Annotated in this window: 14 protein-coding genes and 2 tRNA genes; 9 read left to right on the forward strand and 7 right to left on the reverse strand. The window is 40.8% G+C overall.

Translation table 11 applies throughout. From position 1 onward, the window contains the following. The first annotated feature begins 3 nt into the window (after positions 1 to 3). A complete protein-coding gene (hcaR, locus tag SOI76_RS16485) occupies positions 4 to 909 on the forward strand; it encodes a DNA-binding transcriptional regulator HcaR (protein ID WP_104080608.1) in 906 nt (301 codons plus the stop codon). A 257-nt stretch (positions 910 to 1,166) separates the two neighbouring features. Beyond that, positions 1,167 to 1,844 carry a DUF1345 domain-containing protein gene (locus tag SOI76_RS16490; protein ID WP_104080609.1) on the forward strand — a complete coding sequence of 226 codons (678 nt, stop codon included), beginning with the start codon at positions 1,167 to 1,169 and terminating at the stop codon, positions 1,842 to 1,844. 59 nt (positions 1,845 to 1,903) lie between these two features. Here SOI76_RS16490 and SOI76_RS16495 read toward each other — a convergent pair whose 3' ends face one another. The 4 genes from SOI76_RS16495 to SOI76_RS16510 form a co-directional block, all read right to left on the reverse strand. Next, a complete protein-coding gene (locus SOI76_RS16495; protein WP_104080610.1) occupies positions 1,904 to 2,509 on the reverse strand; it encodes a glutathione S-transferase family protein in 606 nt (201 codons plus the stop codon). A 49-nt stretch (positions 2,510 to 2,558) separates the two neighbouring features. Next, entirely contained in the window at positions 2,559 to 3,254 is a 696-nt protein-coding gene (locus SOI76_RS16500; RefSeq protein ID WP_104080611.1) for a helix-turn-helix transcriptional regulator, read from the reverse strand. Positions 3,255 to 3,328: 74 nt separating this feature from the next. After that, positions 3,329 to 4,003: an HAD-IA family hydrolase gene (ppaX, locus tag SOI76_RS16505; protein ID WP_086393951.1), complete on the reverse strand. Its 675-nt coding sequence runs from the start codon at positions 4,001 to 4,003 to the stop codon at positions 3,329 to 3,331. Then, positions 4,000 to 4,932 (reverse strand): RluA family pseudouridine synthase, encoded by a 933-nt coding sequence (locus tag SOI76_RS16510; RefSeq protein WP_104080612.1) that lies wholly within the window; start codon positions 4,930 to 4,932, stop codon positions 4,000 to 4,002. The genes ppaX and SOI76_RS16510 overlap by 4 nt, the downstream gene beginning before the upstream one ends. 721 nt (positions 4,933 to 5,653) lie before the next feature. Between SOI76_RS16510 and rne the strand changes: the two genes are divergently transcribed. The 4 genes from rne to SOI76_RS16530 all read left to right on the forward strand — a co-directional run bounded on the left by rne (position 5,654) and on the right by SOI76_RS16530 (position 11,304). Continuing rightward, positions 5,654 to 8,977 carry an Rne/Rng family ribonuclease gene (rne, locus tag SOI76_RS16515; RefSeq protein WP_104080613.1) on the forward strand — a complete coding sequence of 1,108 codons (3,324 nt, stop codon included), beginning with the start codon at positions 5,654 to 5,656 and terminating at the stop codon, positions 8,975 to 8,977. A gap of 191 nt (positions 8,978 to 9,168) precedes the next feature. Then, positions 9,169 to 11,010 carry a long-chain-acyl-CoA synthetase gene (locus SOI76_RS16520; RefSeq protein ID WP_104080614.1) on the forward strand — a complete coding sequence of 614 codons (1,842 nt, stop codon included), beginning with the start codon at positions 9,169 to 9,171 and terminating at the stop codon, positions 11,008 to 11,010. A gap of 120 nt (positions 11,011 to 11,130) precedes the next feature. Beyond that, positions 11,131 to 11,206, forward strand: a tRNA-Lys gene (locus SOI76_RS16525). 22 nt (positions 11,207 to 11,228) lie between these two features. Further along, positions 11,229 to 11,304 (forward strand) — tRNA-Lys (locus SOI76_RS16530). Between the two features lie 63 nt (positions 11,305 to 11,367). On the opposite strand, the gene SOI76_RS16535 is transcribed toward SOI76_RS16530, so the two are convergent. Next, positions 11,368 to 12,264 (reverse strand): LysR family transcriptional regulator, encoded by an 897-nt coding sequence (locus tag SOI76_RS16535; RefSeq protein ID WP_104080615.1) that lies wholly within the window; start codon positions 12,262 to 12,264, stop codon positions 11,368 to 11,370. A 112-nt stretch (positions 12,265 to 12,376) separates the two neighbouring features. Here SOI76_RS16535 and SOI76_RS16540 point away from each other — a divergent pair, with 112 nt between their 5' ends. After that, positions 12,377 to 13,132 (forward strand): SDR family oxidoreductase, encoded by a 756-nt coding sequence (locus tag SOI76_RS16540; RefSeq protein ID WP_104080616.1) that lies wholly within the window; start codon positions 12,377 to 12,379, stop codon positions 13,130 to 13,132. A 45-nt stretch (positions 13,133 to 13,177) separates the two neighbouring features. On the opposite strand, the gene hemW is transcribed toward SOI76_RS16540, so the two are convergent. Further along, complete coding sequence (gene hemW, locus SOI76_RS16545) at positions 13,178 to 14,332, reverse strand: radical SAM family heme chaperone HemW (protein ID WP_104080617.1); 1,155 nt, start codon at positions 14,330 to 14,332, stop codon at positions 13,178 to 13,180. 116 nt (positions 14,333 to 14,448) lie between these two features. Here hemW and SOI76_RS16550 point away from each other — a divergent pair, with 116 nt between their 5' ends. Both SOI76_RS16550 and abeM read left to right on the forward strand, forming a co-directional pair. Further along, positions 14,449 to 14,910, forward strand: coding sequence for a DMT family transporter (locus SOI76_RS16550; RefSeq protein WP_032054316.1), 462 nt, complete (start codon positions 14,449 to 14,451; stop codon positions 14,908 to 14,910). A gap of 32 nt (positions 14,911 to 14,942) precedes the next feature. Then, entirely contained in the window at positions 14,943 to 16,289 is a 1,347-nt protein-coding gene (gene abeM, locus SOI76_RS16555; protein ID WP_205668475.1) for an MATE family efflux transporter, read from the forward strand. Between the two features lie 35 nt (positions 16,290 to 16,324). Here the strand turns inward: abeM and SOI76_RS16560 are convergent, their stop codons facing one another. Continuing rightward, the gene (locus tag SOI76_RS16560; protein WP_104080618.1) at positions 16,325 to 17,575 is read right to left on the reverse strand and encodes an acyl-CoA dehydrogenase family protein; all 1,251 of its coding nucleotides are present in this window, start codon (positions 17,573 to 17,575) and stop codon (positions 16,325 to 16,327) included. Between the last annotated feature and the right edge of the window lie 17 nt (positions 17,576 to 17,592).

Raw genomic sequence — 17,592 nt, forward strand, 5'->3', positions numbered from 1 at the left:
CTTATGGAACTACGCCATCTCCGATATTTCATTACCGTTGCTGAAGAATTAAATTTTAGTAAAGCCGCTCTTAAACTTTTTACCGCACAACCCTCCCTTAGCCAACAAATTAAAGATTTAGAAGAAGATGTTGGTGTACGACTTTTAAACCGCACGAAACGCAAAGTTGAGTTAACCGAAGAAGGTGAAGTATTTTTAGAGCATGCTCGGCTCACCCTCGCTCAAGCCGAAAAAGCGGTTGCTATGGCACGGCAGGTTTCTAAGGCGAAACAACAACTCTTACGTATCGGTTTCGTCCCCATCGCAGAAATGAAAATTTTCCCTTATGTTCTTCCCAACCTGCGACTACAACACCCTGACCTTACTATTGAATTATCTAACTTAAACAATACCGAACAGCTTAAAGCTTTAAAAAAAGGTGAATTAGACATTACATTTACCCGTGAAAACACAGATAGTGATGAAATCCAAAGCCAATTTGTTTTAACTGAACCCTTAATTTTCTTGCTTCCTAAAAATCATCCGCTTGCTCAATACGAAAGAATTCCCGTACACGCTTTACAAGGCATTGATTTTATTATTCCCGCTGCCGAACAATCACAAACATTACATAACACGATTTTAGGCTTTGCTAAAACACACAATATCGATCTCAATATTGTTCAAAAAGCAGACAGCATACTATTCAATATTAACTCTATTGGCTCTGGATTAGGTTGTACAATTTTACCCGCTTACGTGGCACCTTTAGGAATCAAAAATACGGTCGTTCGTCCACTTGACGTTGAGTTGCCGACACTTGATTTATTTGTCAACTACCGTAAAAACTCACAATCTGTAGGCGTGCAAAAGTTTATTGATCAACTCACTAAAGTATTTCATCTCGATAAAAACTTAAATCACCCTTAATTATTAAAAATAATTTTATTATTAATAAGATCATCTTTATAAAAAAGTATAAATAAATATTCTTTCTATTTATTTTATACTTTTTATAAACAGTCTAATCTTGATTATTGTTCTATTTTACTTTTCGGGTAAAAGCACACATCTCATAATATATAAGTGAAAGAAATAGGAATAAAATCTATATAAAACTAGATATTATTTTCACCATTCAATAAAAAACAATATATGTAATACGTAATAAAAGGAGATAAGGAAAAATGGTTGGTATATTTCAACATCTTGGACGTAGTGTACAAAACCGCCCTCATTTCTTTATTGCTTTATTGTTGGGAGTGATCACAGCCAGTATTTTGACATGGTTAACTTCATGGAAATGGTCAACTATTTTGTTAGTCAGTTGGAATGCTTCGGTTAGCATTTATTTACTCCATGTTTGGCAACTCATGAAAAGTGCCGATCATTCACAAATGCAACAGCAAGCCAAAAAACAAGATGAAAGCAAATGGGTCATTATGCTGATAGTTTTATTGGCCTTAACTATGTGTCTGGTTGCGATCCTAATTCAACTATCACAACTCCCTTCTGACAGTTCTGCAAAGTTAGGTCATGTGGCTTTAGCTTTACTCACCATTGTTTCTGCATGGCTTTTTATGCATACCGTTTTTGCCCTACATTATGCCCATGATTTTTATATGGCTTTGTCTAGAAATGAAGAAAATGGAGGGTTAGATTTCCCGGGAACCCAACACCCTACTTATCCTGATTTTCTATATTTTAGTTATATTATTGGTACTTCTGCACAAACTGCCGATGTGTCAATTACCACTAAACATATGCGCCTTTTAAACTTATTTCACGCAGTGTTGTCTTTTGGATTTAATACCACCATTTTAGCGATCTGTATTAACGTTGCTGCGGGTTTTCTTACTAACTAAAATCTTTGTTCGAACAACAAAAAAGCCACCCTTTTGGGTGACTTTTAAGAATAGTACGTTTACAACAGTTGGCCCATAGTGCTTTGTTTTAAGCCTTCACGTTGTTTGATGGTTTCAACATAACGCGTAATGGCAGGATGAGATTCAATCGCATTCATTTTTAACTGCCATAAAAGCATTGCTCCCACACTTACATCTGCTGCGGTAAATTGCTCACCACATACATACGGATTCGCTTCACTCAATCCTTGTACTAAAGCTTGGTAGGCATCGTTGTAATCGCCATAGCCAACAAACATTTTTTGCTCAGGTGATACTTCTATTCCTAAAGCTTTATCAACACCCGCAGCTTCCCAAGGGCCCGCCATCACAAATAACCAACGATAGTACAAACCACGTTTCGGATCATTCAAGGCTGGTGCCAAATCTTTATCACTAAACTTGTCGGCTAGATATGCACAGATTGCGCCTAACTCATAAATAACCACATCGCCATCTACCAATACCGGCACTTTTCCAAAAGGATTAAGTTTTAGATATTCAGGGGATTTCATTTCGGTCTTATATGCAACTTCAATTCGTTCACATTCAACACCGAGCTCGACTAAAAGCCAGTCAATAACGACACCACGTGACTCTTTATTAGTATAAAGTTTAAGGCTCATTCTTATTACTCCTTGTTTATCGTAGTTCCTAGTTTACAAGTGGTCTTTGTCAATTTTTGTCAGTAGCGTTTTGCATTTCCTGTTTCCACCATTTTTGGAACAGAAGCTTTTTAAATTCGGGATAACTATCTTGGCTAATATGAAGCTGATGAATTCGATCGATTCGAAAGTGGCGGAATGCCTGACGTAATTCACACCAAGCAGCGAGTACGACTTTACCGTTTAAATATCCCAAAGCAAAAGGCCAAAGCGAACGTTCACTCAAGCGATTTTGCTCATCACAATAATCTACTTTTATTTTTACTTGATTACGAATGGCTATACGCACTTGCGCTACCAGAGTTTCATCAACAGGATACCAATAATGGGCAACCCCTAAGGTCATATCATCAAGCAAATATTTTCGATGTTTAGGTAAGATTGCATAAAGTTTTGAATAAATTGAAACGGCAGCAGATTTTAATGATTGATCAGGAACTTTTTTCAACCATTCTAAAGCTAAAAATAAAGCTTCTGCCTCATCTTCATTAAATGTTATGGGCGGCAATAAAATGTCTTCTTTAAGCTGAAATCCAAGGCCTACTGATGCCTCAATTTTTACACCTTGCTCACGTAAGCTATCAATATCTCGATAGACACTTCGAACACTAATGTTTAGGCGTTCAGCCAAGACTTGCGCTGTGATGGGGTAACGGGCTTCACGGAGCTGTTGTAAAAGATTTAATAGACGAATTGAACGGCTCATTATTCTCTTCTTATTGTTTTGTTATTCAGCTTAAAGTAAGAGGGAACATATTCCCTCTTTAATACTATTTCAATTTAAGCGACATCCACAGTAGGTAACTGAGCATATCCTCTCAAAAAGCTGTGAAGCTCTTGTACATCTTTAGCAATCGTTAAAGGTTGAAACTTTTGCAGAACTTCAACCGAATGTACGCCATAGCCTACCCCGATACGCGGCATACCCAAACGCTGTGCCATCTCAAGGTCATAACTACTGTCACCAATCATGACCGCCTGTTCAACACTCACTCCTGTTACAGTCAAAATTTCTTGCAACATCAGTGGATCTGGTTTCGAACGGGTTTCATTGGCTGCTCGAGTCACATCAAAAAGATGAGTACTCTGTGTTTTTGCAATCACCCGGTCTAAACCACGACGGTTTTTACCCGTTGCAACTGCAAGTTTTAAACCTTGCGCTTTTAAATCATGGAGTAGTTCAGAAATACCCTCAAACCATGCATCACTAGTCGAGTTCGCAATATAGTGATCGCCATATGCCTTTAAGATCGAGTCATGCAATTCTGGCGCTTCTGGAAATAAGGTTTGCATCACCTCAGGCAAACCTAACCCAATAATACTTTTTGCGGCTTCATCGCTTAGAGACAATTCATGTTGCTCTGCTGCATGTTGTAAGCTAGCAACAATCTGGCCAACAGAGTTATATAAAGTTCCATCCCAGTCAAAAATTACTAATTCGGTTTTCAGACTCATTTTGCTACTCTCAAAGCCTTTAATAACTGGGTCATGTCTTCTGGCAACGGCGCTTCAATCGGTGGATAACCAGGAATATCTAAACGCATCGCGTGTAAACATAAACGTCGTGCCTGCGGACCTGTGTACTCAGTGGTGTGTCCATATTTATCATCACCCAACAACGGATGTCCAATACTTAAACCATGTACACGGATCTGATGAGTACGGCCTGACAAAGGTGAGGCATGAACCAAAGTCGCATTTTTAAAACGCTCTACAACCACCCATTCCGTTTTACTCGGTTTACCTTCTTTAGACACACGTACACGACGCTCGCCATTGGCTAACTCGTAACGAAATAAAGGAGCATCAATGAGTTGTTTATCGAGACTTACCTGACCTTTTACAATCGCTGCATAAGTCTTACGAATTTTGTGCTCACGCAACATATCTTGTAGCAGCTTTAAAGTACTACGTTTCTTGCTAATCATGACCAGACCAGAGGTGTCACGGTCGATGCGGTGAATCAGTTCTAAATATTTTTTACCTGTCGCGGCGCGTAAAGCCTCAATCAAACCATACGCCACACCACTACCACCATGTACGGCAATACCTGATGGTTTATTGATGACCAACAGGCCTTCATCTTCATAGACCACACGGCTAAGTAGACTCTGTGCTACACCATCACTCACAGGAGCAGCGGATTCATCCTTTTGTTCATAGCGAATAGGCGCAACACGAATCTGATCTCCAATCTCTAATTTGGTCTCAGCTTTAATACGTTTTTTGTTTACTCGAACCTGACCTTCACGAATCAAACGATAAATACGACTCTTAGGTACACCCTTTAAACGCGAAAACAGGAAATTATCAATTCGCTGTCCTGCTTGATGTTCATCCACCTCAAACCAAGTGACACTTTGCCATTGCTGTGTAGAATTCATACTAATATTTAAACCTGAAATTTTGCTAAATTTGATTAATAAATGACCGATTAGCTTAGTTTTTTCACAAGAAATCTAAGCTTAGCCCATAGGCAGATGCTGCAAGGTTTGATATAGTCAGCGCACGGATACCGCCGTAAGTGAACATCTAATAGGGAATTTCCCTGATTGAAACCTCAATCAAAATGATGCTTTCATCACCAGCTCGGATTGGTCCTAAAGAATTATGCCGACGCCGAAGGCTTATTATATCGGCAAAATGACAAACTGTTGCGTTTAATTCAGTTTGTTCAAAAAAATATGTTACCAACTCTAGTTGGTTATGGAACGTAAACTGATACACATCAGACAAATCGCTCCTTAATGTTGCCTTCAGGCTAAAGCGTTGATGCATTGGAACTGCCGAAAGCACCGATACGATGAGCATTCCGTATCAAACTTCCAAAAAGAAGTCACTTCGCGCCCAATGACAGTGAAAGTCATTAACCAATGCACCGCTCACCCGCCAGTGAAGCACTAAGGAAGTCCGATTTAAAGGTTGAAGCAGTATTGCCTACATCACAGACGAGAATCGAAGCTAAGGCTAAATGTAGCCGGTAACAGATGACTCAGACCACAAATATTTTGAGATCTGGGAAATGATCCGTCATGTTCGATGTTCGTTCAGAACCTTTAAGTTTGTGCGATATGTTTGTGTGGGTCACTATTAGGTGTCACACCCATGAAACGTATGTTGATTAATGCAACTCACGCAGAAGAAGTCCGCGTTGCACTTATCACTGGTAATCGTCTTTACGATTTTGATTTAGAGAATCGTACCCGAGAACAGAAAAAATCCAATATCTATAAAGGCCATGTAACCCGCGTAGAACCATCTTTAGAAGCTGTTTTTGTTGAATACGGCGCAGGCCGTCAAGGCTTCTTGTCTATGCGCGAAATTGCTAACAGTTATTTCCAAGCAGACCCACGACAAACTTCAAACATTCGTGAACTTATCACTGAAGGTACTGAATTACTTGTTCAAGTCGAAAAAGAAGAACGTGGCAATAAAGGTGCAGCCCTTTCTACCTTTATTTCACTTGCAGGACGTTATTTGGTTCTTATGCCAAACAACCCGAAAGGTGGCGGTATTAGTCGTCAAATTTCAGGTTCTGTACGTGAAGAATTAAAAGAAATTTTAGCTTCTTTAAATTTACCACGTGGTATGAGCGTTATTGTACGTACCGCTGGTATTGGCCGTACCCAAGAAGAATTACAGTTAGACTTACAGCATTTGCTTGACCTTTGGGCTCAAATCCAAGGTACAGCGAGCTCTGGTCCTTCTCCAATGCTGGTTCATCAAGAAGCTGGTGTTGTTACTCGTGCTATCCGCGATTATTTACGTGATGATGTTGCAGAAATTTTAATTGATAGCGAACAGGCTTATAACGAAGCTTATAACTTTGTTAAAGCAGTGATGCCTCGTCAATTAGACAAACTCAAAACTTATACTTTAAACGAGCCATTGTTTGCTCATTTTGGTATTGAAAGCCAAATTCAAACTGCTTATGAACGTGAAGTAAAACTTCCTTCTGGCGGTTCAATTGTGATTGACCAGACTGAAGCTTTAGTTTCAATCGATATTAACTCTGCGAAATCGACTCGTGGACATGACGTTGAAGAAACTGCGCTGAATACTAATTTAGAAGCAGCAGAAGAAATTGCTCGCCAACTTCGTCTTCGTGACATTGGTGGTTTAGTTGTAATCGACTTCATCGATATGACTAAAGAGCGCAACCAACGCATGGTTGAAGCAAAACTTCGTGAAGCAACTCAAAGCGATCGCGCACGTATTCAGTTTGGCCAACTTTCTCGTTTTGGCTTAATGGAAATGAGCCGTCAACGCTTACGTCCATCTCTTGAAGAAGCAACAGGTTATGTGTGCCCACGCTGTCATGGTACAGGCATGGTTCGTGACTTACGCTCACTTTCGCTTTCTATTATGCGTAAAGTAGAAGAGATCGCGCTTCGTGAACGTCATGGTGAAGTACAAGTAGAAGTACCTGTTGAAATTGCAGCTTTCTTGCTCAATGAAAAACGTCATAGTCTTGTTTATTTAGAACAAACTTCTAGTGTTCGTGTGACTGTTTTACCTCACCCGCACTTAGAAACACCTCACTACGAAATTCAGTACAATCCAGATGGATTTGCACCATCTAGCTACGAACGTACTGAAGCAACTCGTTCAAGTGAAAAAGAGTTAGGTTATGAATCTTCTGAATGGCATTTAGAAGAAGCTGATCATGGCCATACTCATGCAGCCCCTGCTGCCAACACCGCAGCTAACCAAAAGAAAGTAAATCAAGCAGCTCAACCTGCTGCTCAGGCAAGCGCTCAAAAAGCAGCAAGCCCATGTGCATGGTTAGAAAATCTTTTTGTTCAAAAACAAGCTCAAACAGTTGATCAATCTCGCTCAGCACAAAATGCTGCTGCCGCAATTGAACAAATGGTGAATACAGGCGCTGTTAGCCGTGGACAGTTTGGCCAAGTTGTAGCACCAGCTGTTGCTGAAGTTACTTCGGCTCCATCTAACAATGCTTATATTTCTCAATCTCCTGTTAAGCAGGAAACACGTGAGAATGTTGAGAAAGACGATAAAGTACAACAGCAGCGTCCAAACAACAAAAAACGTAAGCACAAAGAGCAACGTGAACAACATCAACATCACCACAATCAAGAACCACAGCAACAACAGGTTCATGAAGAGGTTGTACAGTTATCACGCCAAGAGCAACGTGAATTAAAACGTCAACAAAAACGTCAACAACAAGATCAGCCGCATGCGCAACATCAAAATGATGGGCAACAAGCTGAACATGCTGTACCACGTCGTGACCGTAATAATCAACAACGTCCAAACCGCCCGAATCGCCACCGCGATCCAAGCGTATTAAATGAAAATCAAAATACGCCGGCACCAGCAGTTGTTGATGAAAAACAAATTAAGGTTGATTTGATTGATGCTCCACAGCATGAAGTCATGAATACAGCCTTAGTCATCAATGTTGATCAAGCACAAAGCGAAATTATTGCTTTAACGCCTGAGCAACATGTTGAACGTACTGAAAAAGCACCTGTTGTTGAAGCTACTCAAGAACCAGCTCCAGCACCAGTTGTGGCGGTCGAAGAGACGGTAACTGCTGAAGCAGAAGCTCCTCAACCAAAGGCTGAGAAAACTCAACCGCAAGTTCAACGTGCAAGTAATGATCCTCGTATGCGTCGCCGTGAACAACGCAATGCAAAACGTGCTAAAGCTGCTGCACCATCAATTGCCCCATCGCAAATTCCAACGTTGGCGCAATATACAATTGGTAGCTTGATCCGTCATGTTTATGGTGAAGACTGCACAGTACTGATTGAACAGTTTGGTTTAGTTCCAACATTCAATCGTGCATTGCAGAAATTTGCAGAGCAATACGCAAGTACTCTAGTAACTGAAGTCGCAGCTGAAGCTGAAGACAAAAAACCTGTTACTCGTGATGCTGAGCTTCCAAGCAACAAGCCTTCACAAGAAGCAGAACCTGCGCCAGTACTTCCGTTGACGCCACCAAAAGAAGCGACACCACGTGTTGCTAATGATCCGCGTGAACGCCGTCGTTTAGCGAAACTTGCAGCTGAACAAGCTTTTGAGCAAGTTAAACAACAACATTCTGCACCAGAAGAAGCTGCTCCTGTAGCGACGACTGTAGAAGATACCGTTGTTGCTCCTACTGCTGAAACACAAGCACCTGTTGAATCAAAACAACAACCGCTTGAGCTTGATCAGCAAGTTGAAGTAGTAGCTAATGTAGAAGAGACACCAGCGACAACTGTAGTTGAAGCTCCGGTTGCGAAACAGCCAAAGGCAGCTGCAAAAGCAAAAGCAGCTACAGAACAGGCTGTAGAGCCAACTGAAGCTCCTGCCGAGAGTGAATCAGAAGATTCTAAAGCTGATAAGGACAAACCAAGTCGTCCTCGTCGCCCTCGTGGCCGTCCACCAAAGAAAGCAAATCCTGTAGCTGAGTAAATCATTTGCTCAATTGCAGCTAATTTAAATAAACCTAGTCATTTCGATGACTAGGTTTTTTTTGTTATTTTTAACCAATTAGGTTGATTGCACTAGAAGAAAAGTTTTAAAAGCATGGTGAACCATGAAAAATACTGTACTTTTGCCAACGCAACCTTTTTTGGATTGATCGAAAAATAAATAGGATTGATATGAGCCAGACAACACAGACCGATATCATTACGCTTGGGGATGTTGCCACTAGACTTCCTAGCTTTATTCCCAAAGTACCCCATATCCTGAATGGTCTTAAACAGGCTTATTTAAGAACAGCAAATACACCAACTGGATTAGGGGTAGCTTTTGAGAAAGCTGTTAAGCGAAATCCAAAAGGTACTGCTTTATTATTTGAAGATCAAAGTTACTCATACGAAGCTTTAAATGAATGGGCTAACCAGATTTCTCACTATTATTTATCTCTCGGCGCACGTAAAGGCGATGTGATTGCCGTAATGGTTGAGAACCGTTCTGAGCTTATTGCCACTATTGTGGGCTTAGCTAAAATTGGGGTAACTATTGCGCTTGTAAATACATCTCAAGTCGGTAAAGTTCTCGCTCATAGTATCAATCTTGTAAAACCAATTGCAGTCATTGCGGGCGAAGAGGTCCGTGCTGCAATCGATGAAATTCGTCAAGACTTAAACGTTCCTAAAGACCGTTTCCACTGGTTTGCAGATCAGGCTACTCGTCAAGATGCAGGAACAGCACCTCAAGGTTATGCCAATCTTGCAATAGAAATTGATCAATTCCCGAAATTCAATCCATCAACCACACATTCTGTTCATGGAAATGATGGTCTGTTTTATATTTATACTTCGGGAACAACAGGCTTACCAAAAGCAGTTATTTTTAAACATAGTCGCTGGACACTGGCCTATGGTACTTACGGCCACATTTTAAACCTTGGCCCAGATGATGTGATGTATGTCACTTTGCCGCTCTATCATGCAACAGGCGTAGTTGTTTGCTGGTGTGGTGTGATTGCAGGAAGCGCTACCCTTGCCATCCGACGTAAATATTCAACCAGTGCATTCTGGAAAGATGTACAGAAGTTTAATGCGTCTGCAATCGGCTACGTAGGTGAACTTTGCCGTTACTTAATGGATGCCCCAACTACAGAACTCGACCGTGCCCACCGCGTAACCAAAATGATTGGTAACGGCATGCGTCCAAACATCTGGGATAAATTCAAACAGCGTTTTGGTGTGCAAGAGGTTCTAGAGCTCTATGCTTCCAGTGAAGGCAACGTTGGCTTTAGTAATATTTTCAACTTTGACAATACGGTAGGCTTCTCTCCTATGCCGTATGCGGTCATTCAATTTGATAAAGAAAAGAATGAGCCTGTACGCGATAAAAATGGCTGGTGTAAAAAAGTTAAAGCAGGTGAAGTCGGTTTATTGGTAGGCAAAATTACCAGTCGCTCTCCATTTGATGGCTATACCGACCCAGAAAAGAATAAATCTGTGATTATGCAAGATGTCTTTAAAAAAGGTGACTCATATTTCAACACAGGTGATCTTGTTCGTAATATTGGTTTCCGTCATGCTCAGTTTGTTGACCGCTTAGGTGATACCTTCCGCTGGAAAGGCGAAAATGTATCTACCACCGAAGTTGAAAACATGGTGTGTGAATATGACAAGATCGCTGAAGCTGTGGTTTACGGTGTAGAAATTCCAAATACTAATGGTCGTGCGGGTATGGCAGCAATCACACTTGCTGATGGTGCCGAGTTAAATGACGCTGATTTAACAGAAATGGTGACTGTATTTAAAAAATGCTTACCTGCTTATGCGGTACCAGTGTTTTTACGTATACAAGCTAAAGTTGAAACTACAGGTACTTTTAAGTACCAAAAGAATAAATTGAAGGAAGATGCGTTTAATCCAAGCAAAACTTCTGAACGTTTACTCGCTTTATTGCCTGGTGAAAGCAGTTACTGTGACATCACAAGTGAAATTTTTGACAACATTCAGGCATATAAATACCGTTTTTAGTTCATTTTTTAGCTAAACAAGAGGAAATCGTGCTTTTTATAGGCAATCATGCAAATGTTTTTAAATTTCCTCTTGTGTTAGTTGAATAACTTGCTAAAATACGCGACATCAAAACGATACGGGTCGTTAGCTCAGTTGGTAGAGCAGCGGACTTTTAATCCGTTGGTCCCGCGTTCGAGTCGCGGACGACCCACCACTTATCTGTTTTGAACCTATTTGGGTCGTTAGCTCAGTTGGTAGAGCAGCGGACTTTTAATCCGTTGGTCCCGCGTTCGAGTCGCGGACGACCCACCAAATTCTAAAAAGCCTCTCAGTTCGAGAGGCTTTTTTTATTGTTAATGTATTTTAATTTTATGACTAAAAGATGACGATGCACTTCTTATATAGAACATCCCTAGCCCATTCCATAAAGATTTCCAAACGTTTAGGAATATAACTCCGGTTCGGATATAAAATATTAAGTGGAAGTGATTGAGCGGTATAGGCACTTAGTACTTCAACTAAAGTTCCCTGCTCGATTTTATCCTGAACATCGTAGTATGGAAGTTGGATAATTCCTAAACCTGCACTAGCTGCTGCAATATAGGCTTCCGTATTATTTACGCTTAAAGCACTATCCATCATCACAGCTCCATCTTGATATAAAAATACGCCCTGTTTCTCTCCTACCGCTCCTGCATAGTTAATAAGTTTGTGTTGAGATAGATCTTCTAATTGTTCAGGAATACCGTACTGTTCTAAATAGTCAGCACTTGCACAGTTCACCATAATCAAGTTACCAACGAACTTCGCGATCAAACTACTATTATCTAGCTGCCCTACTCGAACAACACAATCAATTCCTTTCTCAATTAAATCAGTAATGTCATCAGAGCTATGAAGTTGTAAATGGATATCTGGATAACACCTATAAAAATCGGGCAGTTCAGGAATAATCACTTGATGCATGATTCGGCTGGGCATTGAAATTTTTAGCGTGCCACGATAATGCTGCTTTTGTGTCTGTATTAGCTGTTCGAGCTGTTCATAATCAAATAACAGGTTTTGGCATTCGGGTAATATTCTTTGTCCATCTTGAGTAAGGCTTACTTTACGCGTAGTACGATGAAATAAGCGTACTCCATAGTGAGTTTCTAACTGTTGAATAGCACTCGTCACTGTAGAGCGAGGTAAATCAAGCTGATTTGCCACTTCACTAAAGCTTTGTCGTTTAGCGACTTCTGTAAAAACAAAAAATTGCTGCAACCGATCCATTTAATTGTTCGTATTTTCTGAATAGTTAAACCAAACTAGCATAATTGATCAACAATTACCGCCAATCTAGACTAAAAACACATTAAAACAAGTCATCATAGGAACAATCATCATGGCAACTCATACCCTAAAAGATAAAGTTGTACTGATTACAGGCGGTGCAAAAAACTTAGGTGGACTCATTAGCCGTAAATTTGCAGAACAAGGTGCAAAACTTGCGATTCACTACAACAGCGCTGAAACTCAGCCAGACGCAGAACAAACGCTCGCAGTAGTTAAAGCATTGGGTGCAGACGCTGTTTTAATTCAAGCAGACCTAACGGATATTGATAATATCGAAAAGCTCTTCTTAGACACTAAGCAGCATTTTGGCGGAATAGATATTGCGATCAATACCGTTGGAAAGGTTTTAAAGAAACCGTTTTTAGACACCACAGAACAAGAGTTTGATAGCATGAGCGATATCAACTCAAAAATTGCCTACTTCTTTATTCAATCAGCGGGTCGTCATTTAAATGACAGCGGAAAGATCTGTTCAATCGTGACTTCTCTTCTTGCAGCCTACACTGGGCTCTATTCAACCTATGAAGGTTTAAAAGCGCCTGTTGAACATTACACTCGTGCTGCATCAAAAGAATTTGGTAATCGCCAAATTTCTGTGACTGCTGTTGCCCCTGGCCCAATGGATACACCATTCTTTTATGGACAGGAATCTGCCGAAGCTGTTGCTTACCACAAATCAGCTTCAGCTTTAGGTGGACTCACCAAAACTGAAGATATTGAACCTCTAGTTCGCTTTTTAGTAACCGATGGTTGGTGGATTACAGGACAGACAATTTTTGCAAATGGTGGCTATACCACTCGCTAAAATCAAAAAAGCCGCATCTCATAGTGCGGCTTTTTAGTTTGCTTCTTACAAGAACTCTTCTAGTACCGAATTTAAGAAAATATGCCCCTGTTCGGTACAAGACAAACGAGAACTATCCTCTACCAATAGCTTTCTAGCTCGTAGTGAAGTGAGTAAGTGATTCAAGTGATCTAAGCTTAAACCTGTACGCTGCTCATATAGCTCAGCTTCTACACCATCATTTAGACGTAAAGCGTTCATCATAAACTCAAAAGGTAGCTCTTCTGCCTCAATCTTTTTCATTTGCAAATGTTCGGCTGGAACCTTAGCCAAATAGTCTTTTGGCAAACGAGTCTTTTGAAAACGATACACGCCATCAGGTTGTGTGACTTTGCCATGTGCCCCTGCACCAATCGCAAGGTAATCACCAAATTCCCAATAATTTAAATTATGGGCTGACGGTTGTTCTTTACGCCAAGCCGATACTTCATAGTTTATAAAACCATTGGCTTTTAGATAAGCCTCACCCTGCTCTTGAATGTCTTCCAGCACTTCATCTAGAGGTAAAACGGGTTGGGTACGGAAGAATACCGTGTTTGGTTCAATAGTAAGTTGATACCAACTAATATGTGTCGCGCCATGCTCTACAGCCGCCTTTAAATCATAAAGCGCTTGCTCTAGTGTTTGCTCAGGTAGACCATGCATTAAATCGACATTAACCCGCTTAAAGCCTGCTTGTCGTGCCTGCTCAATTGCATCCATAGCATTGTTAGCTGAATGAATACGCCCAAGCTTTTGCAAGTGCTCTGTATTAAAAGTCTGCACACCAATCGATAAACGATTAATACCTGCGTCTAAATAGCCTGCAAACGGGTCATGTTCTAGTGTTCCAGGATTTGCCTCTAGGGTGATTTCACAGCCATCTTCAAATTTGAGCAATGACTTAAGCTGTTCAAACAACCACGCATAGCCTTTAGCAGAAATAAGTGAAGGCGTTCCACCACCAATAAATACGCTGTGAATTGAACGTCCCTGTGCCATGCCAACTTGAGTTTCAAAGTCGGCCACCAACGCTTTTAAATAGGTTTGCTCGAGTTCTGCCGAAAGCGCTCCATCAGGCACCGCATGCGAATTAAAGTCACAATATGGACATTTACGCACGCACCAAGGCATATGAATATATAAAGATAGAGGAATAGAAGCAGGGTTTAATACGGCCAAGGAGCAGGTCCAATTTACACAATATTTCTATTTTAACATGACTGCATCAATGGGCTTATGAAAACATACCTTAATTGCTTTAGACTAAATTTAAATAATCTTAAATATTGATAAAAATGATGAAATTCTCTAGCCAACTTTTCCTATTTTTACCCTTAGCTTTGGGAATCGGTGTTGCCATGGCTTTTCAAACCGCAATTAATGCTCAGCTTCGTGAGCAGTTACATTCACCATTGCAAGCAGCATTATTATCTTTTTTCATAGGTACTATTGTTTTAGCAGTTATGGTTTTCTTTCAAAGTGCCGAGAAGCCTACATTAAGTGAAATATCAAATATTCCATGGCTTCTTTGGACAGGAGGATTCCTTGGGGTTTATGCAATTAGCATGAGCATTTATACTGCACCTAAGCTTGGTTTTTTAACCTTTACAGGGCTAGTTGTTTTTGGGCAATTAGTGATTTCTATGTTACTTGATCATTTTGGCTGGTTAGGTACAGAAAAAACACCTGTTACATGGCAACGGTTTCTTGGTGGAGTCATCATCTTTGTTGGTGTGGTACTCACTTTGCAACGTTAGCTTCATTTTTATATTTATAAAGAGTACCTTTTGTGTCGAATGTCACATCTTTTCGGTCTGAATTAAAACAACTCTTCCACTTAATGCTACCGATTTTAATTACCCAGTTTGCTCAAGCGGGATTTGGGTTAATTGACACTATTATGGCTGGGCATTTGTCTGCAACCGATTTAGCAGCAATTGCGGTAGGTGTGGGCTTATGGATTCCAGTCATGCTTCTGTTCAGTGGCATTATGATTGCAACTACACCTTTGGTCGCTGAAGCAAAGGGCGCAAGAAATACAGAACAAATTCCTGTCATTGTCCGTCAATCATTATGGGTCGCGATTATTTTAGGCGTAATGGCTATGCTCATTTTGCAGCTTATGCCGTTTTTCTTGCATGTGTTTGGCGTACCAGAGAGCTTACAGCCTAAAGCAAGTTTATTCTTACATGCGATTGGTTTAGGTATGCCTGCTGTGACCATGTACGCAGCCCTACGCGGTTATTCAGAGGCTTTAGGCCATCCACGTCCTGTAACGGTCATTAGCTTACTGGCGTTAGTGGTTTTAATCCCTTTAAACATGATCTTTATGCATGGCTTAGGGCCGATACCTGCATTAGGTAGCGCAGGCTGTGGTTTTGCAACGTCCATTTTACAGTGGCTCATGCTAATTACATTAGCTGGCTATATGTATAAAGCTTCGGCTTACCGAAACACGTCTATTTTTAGCAGATTCGATAAAATTAACCTGACTTGGGTAAAAAGAATTTTACAGCTTGGCCTACCAATCGGTTTAGCCGTGTTCTTTGAGGTGAGTATTTTCAGTACAGGCGCATTGGTGCTTAGTCCATTGGGTGAAGTCTTTATTGCAGCACATCAAGTCGCAATTTCAGTCACCTCAGTGCTGTTTATGATCCCGCTTTCACTCGCGATTGCCTTAACTATTCGTGTGGGAACCTATTATGGGGAAAAGAACTGGGCTTCGATGTACCAAGTCCAAAAAATTGGTCTGAGCACAGCAATATTTTTTGCTTTATTGACGATGTCTTTTATTGCCTTAGGTCGTGAACAAATTGTTTCGGTGTACACTCAAGACTTAACCGTATTTCCTGTTGCGATGTATTTACTCTGGTTTGCCATGGCTTATCAGTTGATGGATGCATTACAAGTCAGTGCGGCAGGCTGTTTAAGAGGGATGCAAGATACGCAAGCACCGATGTGGATTACACTCATGGCGTATTGGGTGATTGCTTTCCCTATCGGACTTTATTTAGCACGTTATACCCATTGGGGCGTGGCTGGTGTGTGGTTAGGCTTAATTATTGGTTTAAGCATTGCTTGTGTTTTATTACTTTCAAGGCTTTATTTAAATACCAAACGTTTAAGCAAAACCTAATAAAAAAAGCCGATTATTCATCGGCTTTTTTTATTTTATGCAGACTTGGCTCGCGGGCTTGCCCCAATTTGCCAGACAAAAGGTAAATCGGTACGGTTTACTTCCCAATCTCCAATCACCTTTTCTTTATAGATAAGTGGATTATGCGAAGATACCGTGCGCGCATTACGCCAGAAACGGTCGAGTTGTTTGACCTGACTACTTGCCGATGCGCCTAAAGCATTAAATAATTGGCTGGTTAAACCCAGTACCAAATTAGAAATCACCACCTGCCCTTGCGCCGACTCAAGCTCTGCATCTACGTTAAACTGATGTTCTTTTACCTCTAACTCACTAAAGTGACTTTCATAAGCCTTCTGCAATGCTTCAGCTGTTTTAATCGTAATTGCTAGACTTCCATAAGCTTGAGCAGAGGCTTTACCCACCACCTGTAAAACTTGTGGATCGTGACGAACAAGGTCTCCATTACCATGACTAAAAATACGCTTTCGCTCTCGTATTTCTTGGCTAAAAGTTTCGACCGCAGCATGCGCAATCCCTGTTAGGGTTGCAAGGTGGACAACCTGATAAAAAGCGGTCTGATATTTAAAACGCTGGTCAAATGGAATAAGGTGCGAGGCTGGTAAATGAACCTGATGCACTTTTAAAGTACCACTGCCCGTTGTCTTTTGACCAAAGCCATCCCAATCATCAATCACACTCACACCTGTTTCATGGCGATAAATAGCAGCAATCACATGGCGGTCATTTACTTCATCGTAAGCAAATAAATCGATCCAGTCAGCAAAGATACTTCCAGTTGAATAGTACTTTTCTCCATTTACCACCAAGTTACCCGAAGCATCTTTGGTTACTCGTGTAACGACATCACCAATCTGTACATTTCCAACTTCGGTCCATGCGTTTCCAACTAAATCACCTTGTACAAAACGCTGAAACCAGACTTCCTGCGAATGCTCTTTATGAGCAACCAAGCGGTCTTCAACAAAAGCGAAGTGTCCACGCAAAGCTTGCACAATATTCGAGTCTGCTTGTGCTAACTCTGCTAAAAGCTGGAAAAGTTGCGGTAATGACACCCCATCTCCACCATACTTAACAGGTACACGTACCGCACCTAATTTGAGTTCTTTTAACCACTGAATCGGTTCAAAAGGCAAAATTCGTTCTTTTTCTCGTTGAATTGCACCTTGGGCAATTTTTTCAAAAACTGGACGAAATCTACTTGCTACCTTTTCATAATCGGCGCCTACAGACAGTTCTTCTAATTCAATTTGGGTAATTGTCATCTTTATTCTCCTAATCT

The organism is Acinetobacter pittii, from assembly GCF_034064985.1.
GTDB lineage: Bacteria > Pseudomonadota > Gammaproteobacteria > Pseudomonadales > Moraxellaceae > Acinetobacter > Acinetobacter pittii_H.

Excerpts from the sequence above, each read along its gene's own strand:
- SOI76_RS16490 (WP_104080609.1), top strand. The coding sequence starts at position 1,167 with ATGGTTGGTATATTTCAACATCTTGGACGTAGTGTACAAAACCGCCCT.
- SOI76_RS16520 (WP_104080614.1), top strand. The coding sequence starts at position 9,169 with ATGAGCCAGACAACACAGACCGATATCATTACGCTTGGGGATGTTGCC.
- SOI76_RS16500 (WP_104080611.1), bottom strand. The coding sequence starts at position 3,254 with ATGAGCCGTTCAATTCGTCTATTAAATCTTTTACAACAGCTCCGTGAA.
- SOI76_RS16535 (WP_104080615.1), bottom strand. The coding sequence starts at position 12,264 with ATGGATCGGTTGCAGCAATTTTTTGTTTTTACAGAAGTCGCTAAACGA.
- SOI76_RS16540 (WP_104080616.1), top strand. The coding sequence starts at position 12,377 with ATGGCAACTCATACCCTAAAAGATAAAGTTGTACTGATTACAGGCGGT.
- SOI76_RS16560 (WP_104080618.1), bottom strand. The coding sequence starts at position 17,575 with ATGACAATTACCCAAATTGAATTAGAAGAACTGTCTGTAGGCGCCGAT.
- SOI76_RS16495 (WP_104080610.1), bottom strand. The coding sequence starts at position 2,509 with ATGAGCCTTAAACTTTATACTAATAAAGAGTCACGTGGTGTCGTTATT.
- hcaR (WP_104080608.1), top strand. The coding sequence starts at position 4 with ATGGAACTACGCCATCTCCGATATTTCATTACCGTTGCTGAAGAATTA.
- ppaX (WP_086393951.1), bottom strand. The coding sequence starts at position 4,003 with ATGAGTCTGAAAACCGAATTAGTAATTTTTGACTGGGATGGAACTTTA.
- SOI76_RS16510 (WP_104080612.1), bottom strand. The coding sequence starts at position 4,932 with ATGAATTCTACACAGCAATGGCAAAGTGTCACTTGGTTTGAGGTGGAT.
- SOI76_RS16550 (WP_032054316.1), top strand. The coding sequence starts at position 14,449 with ATGATGAAATTCTCTAGCCAACTTTTCCTATTTTTACCCTTAGCTTTG.
- rne (WP_104080613.1), top strand. The coding sequence starts at position 5,654 with ATGAAACGTATGTTGATTAATGCAACTCACGCAGAAGAAGTCCGCGTT.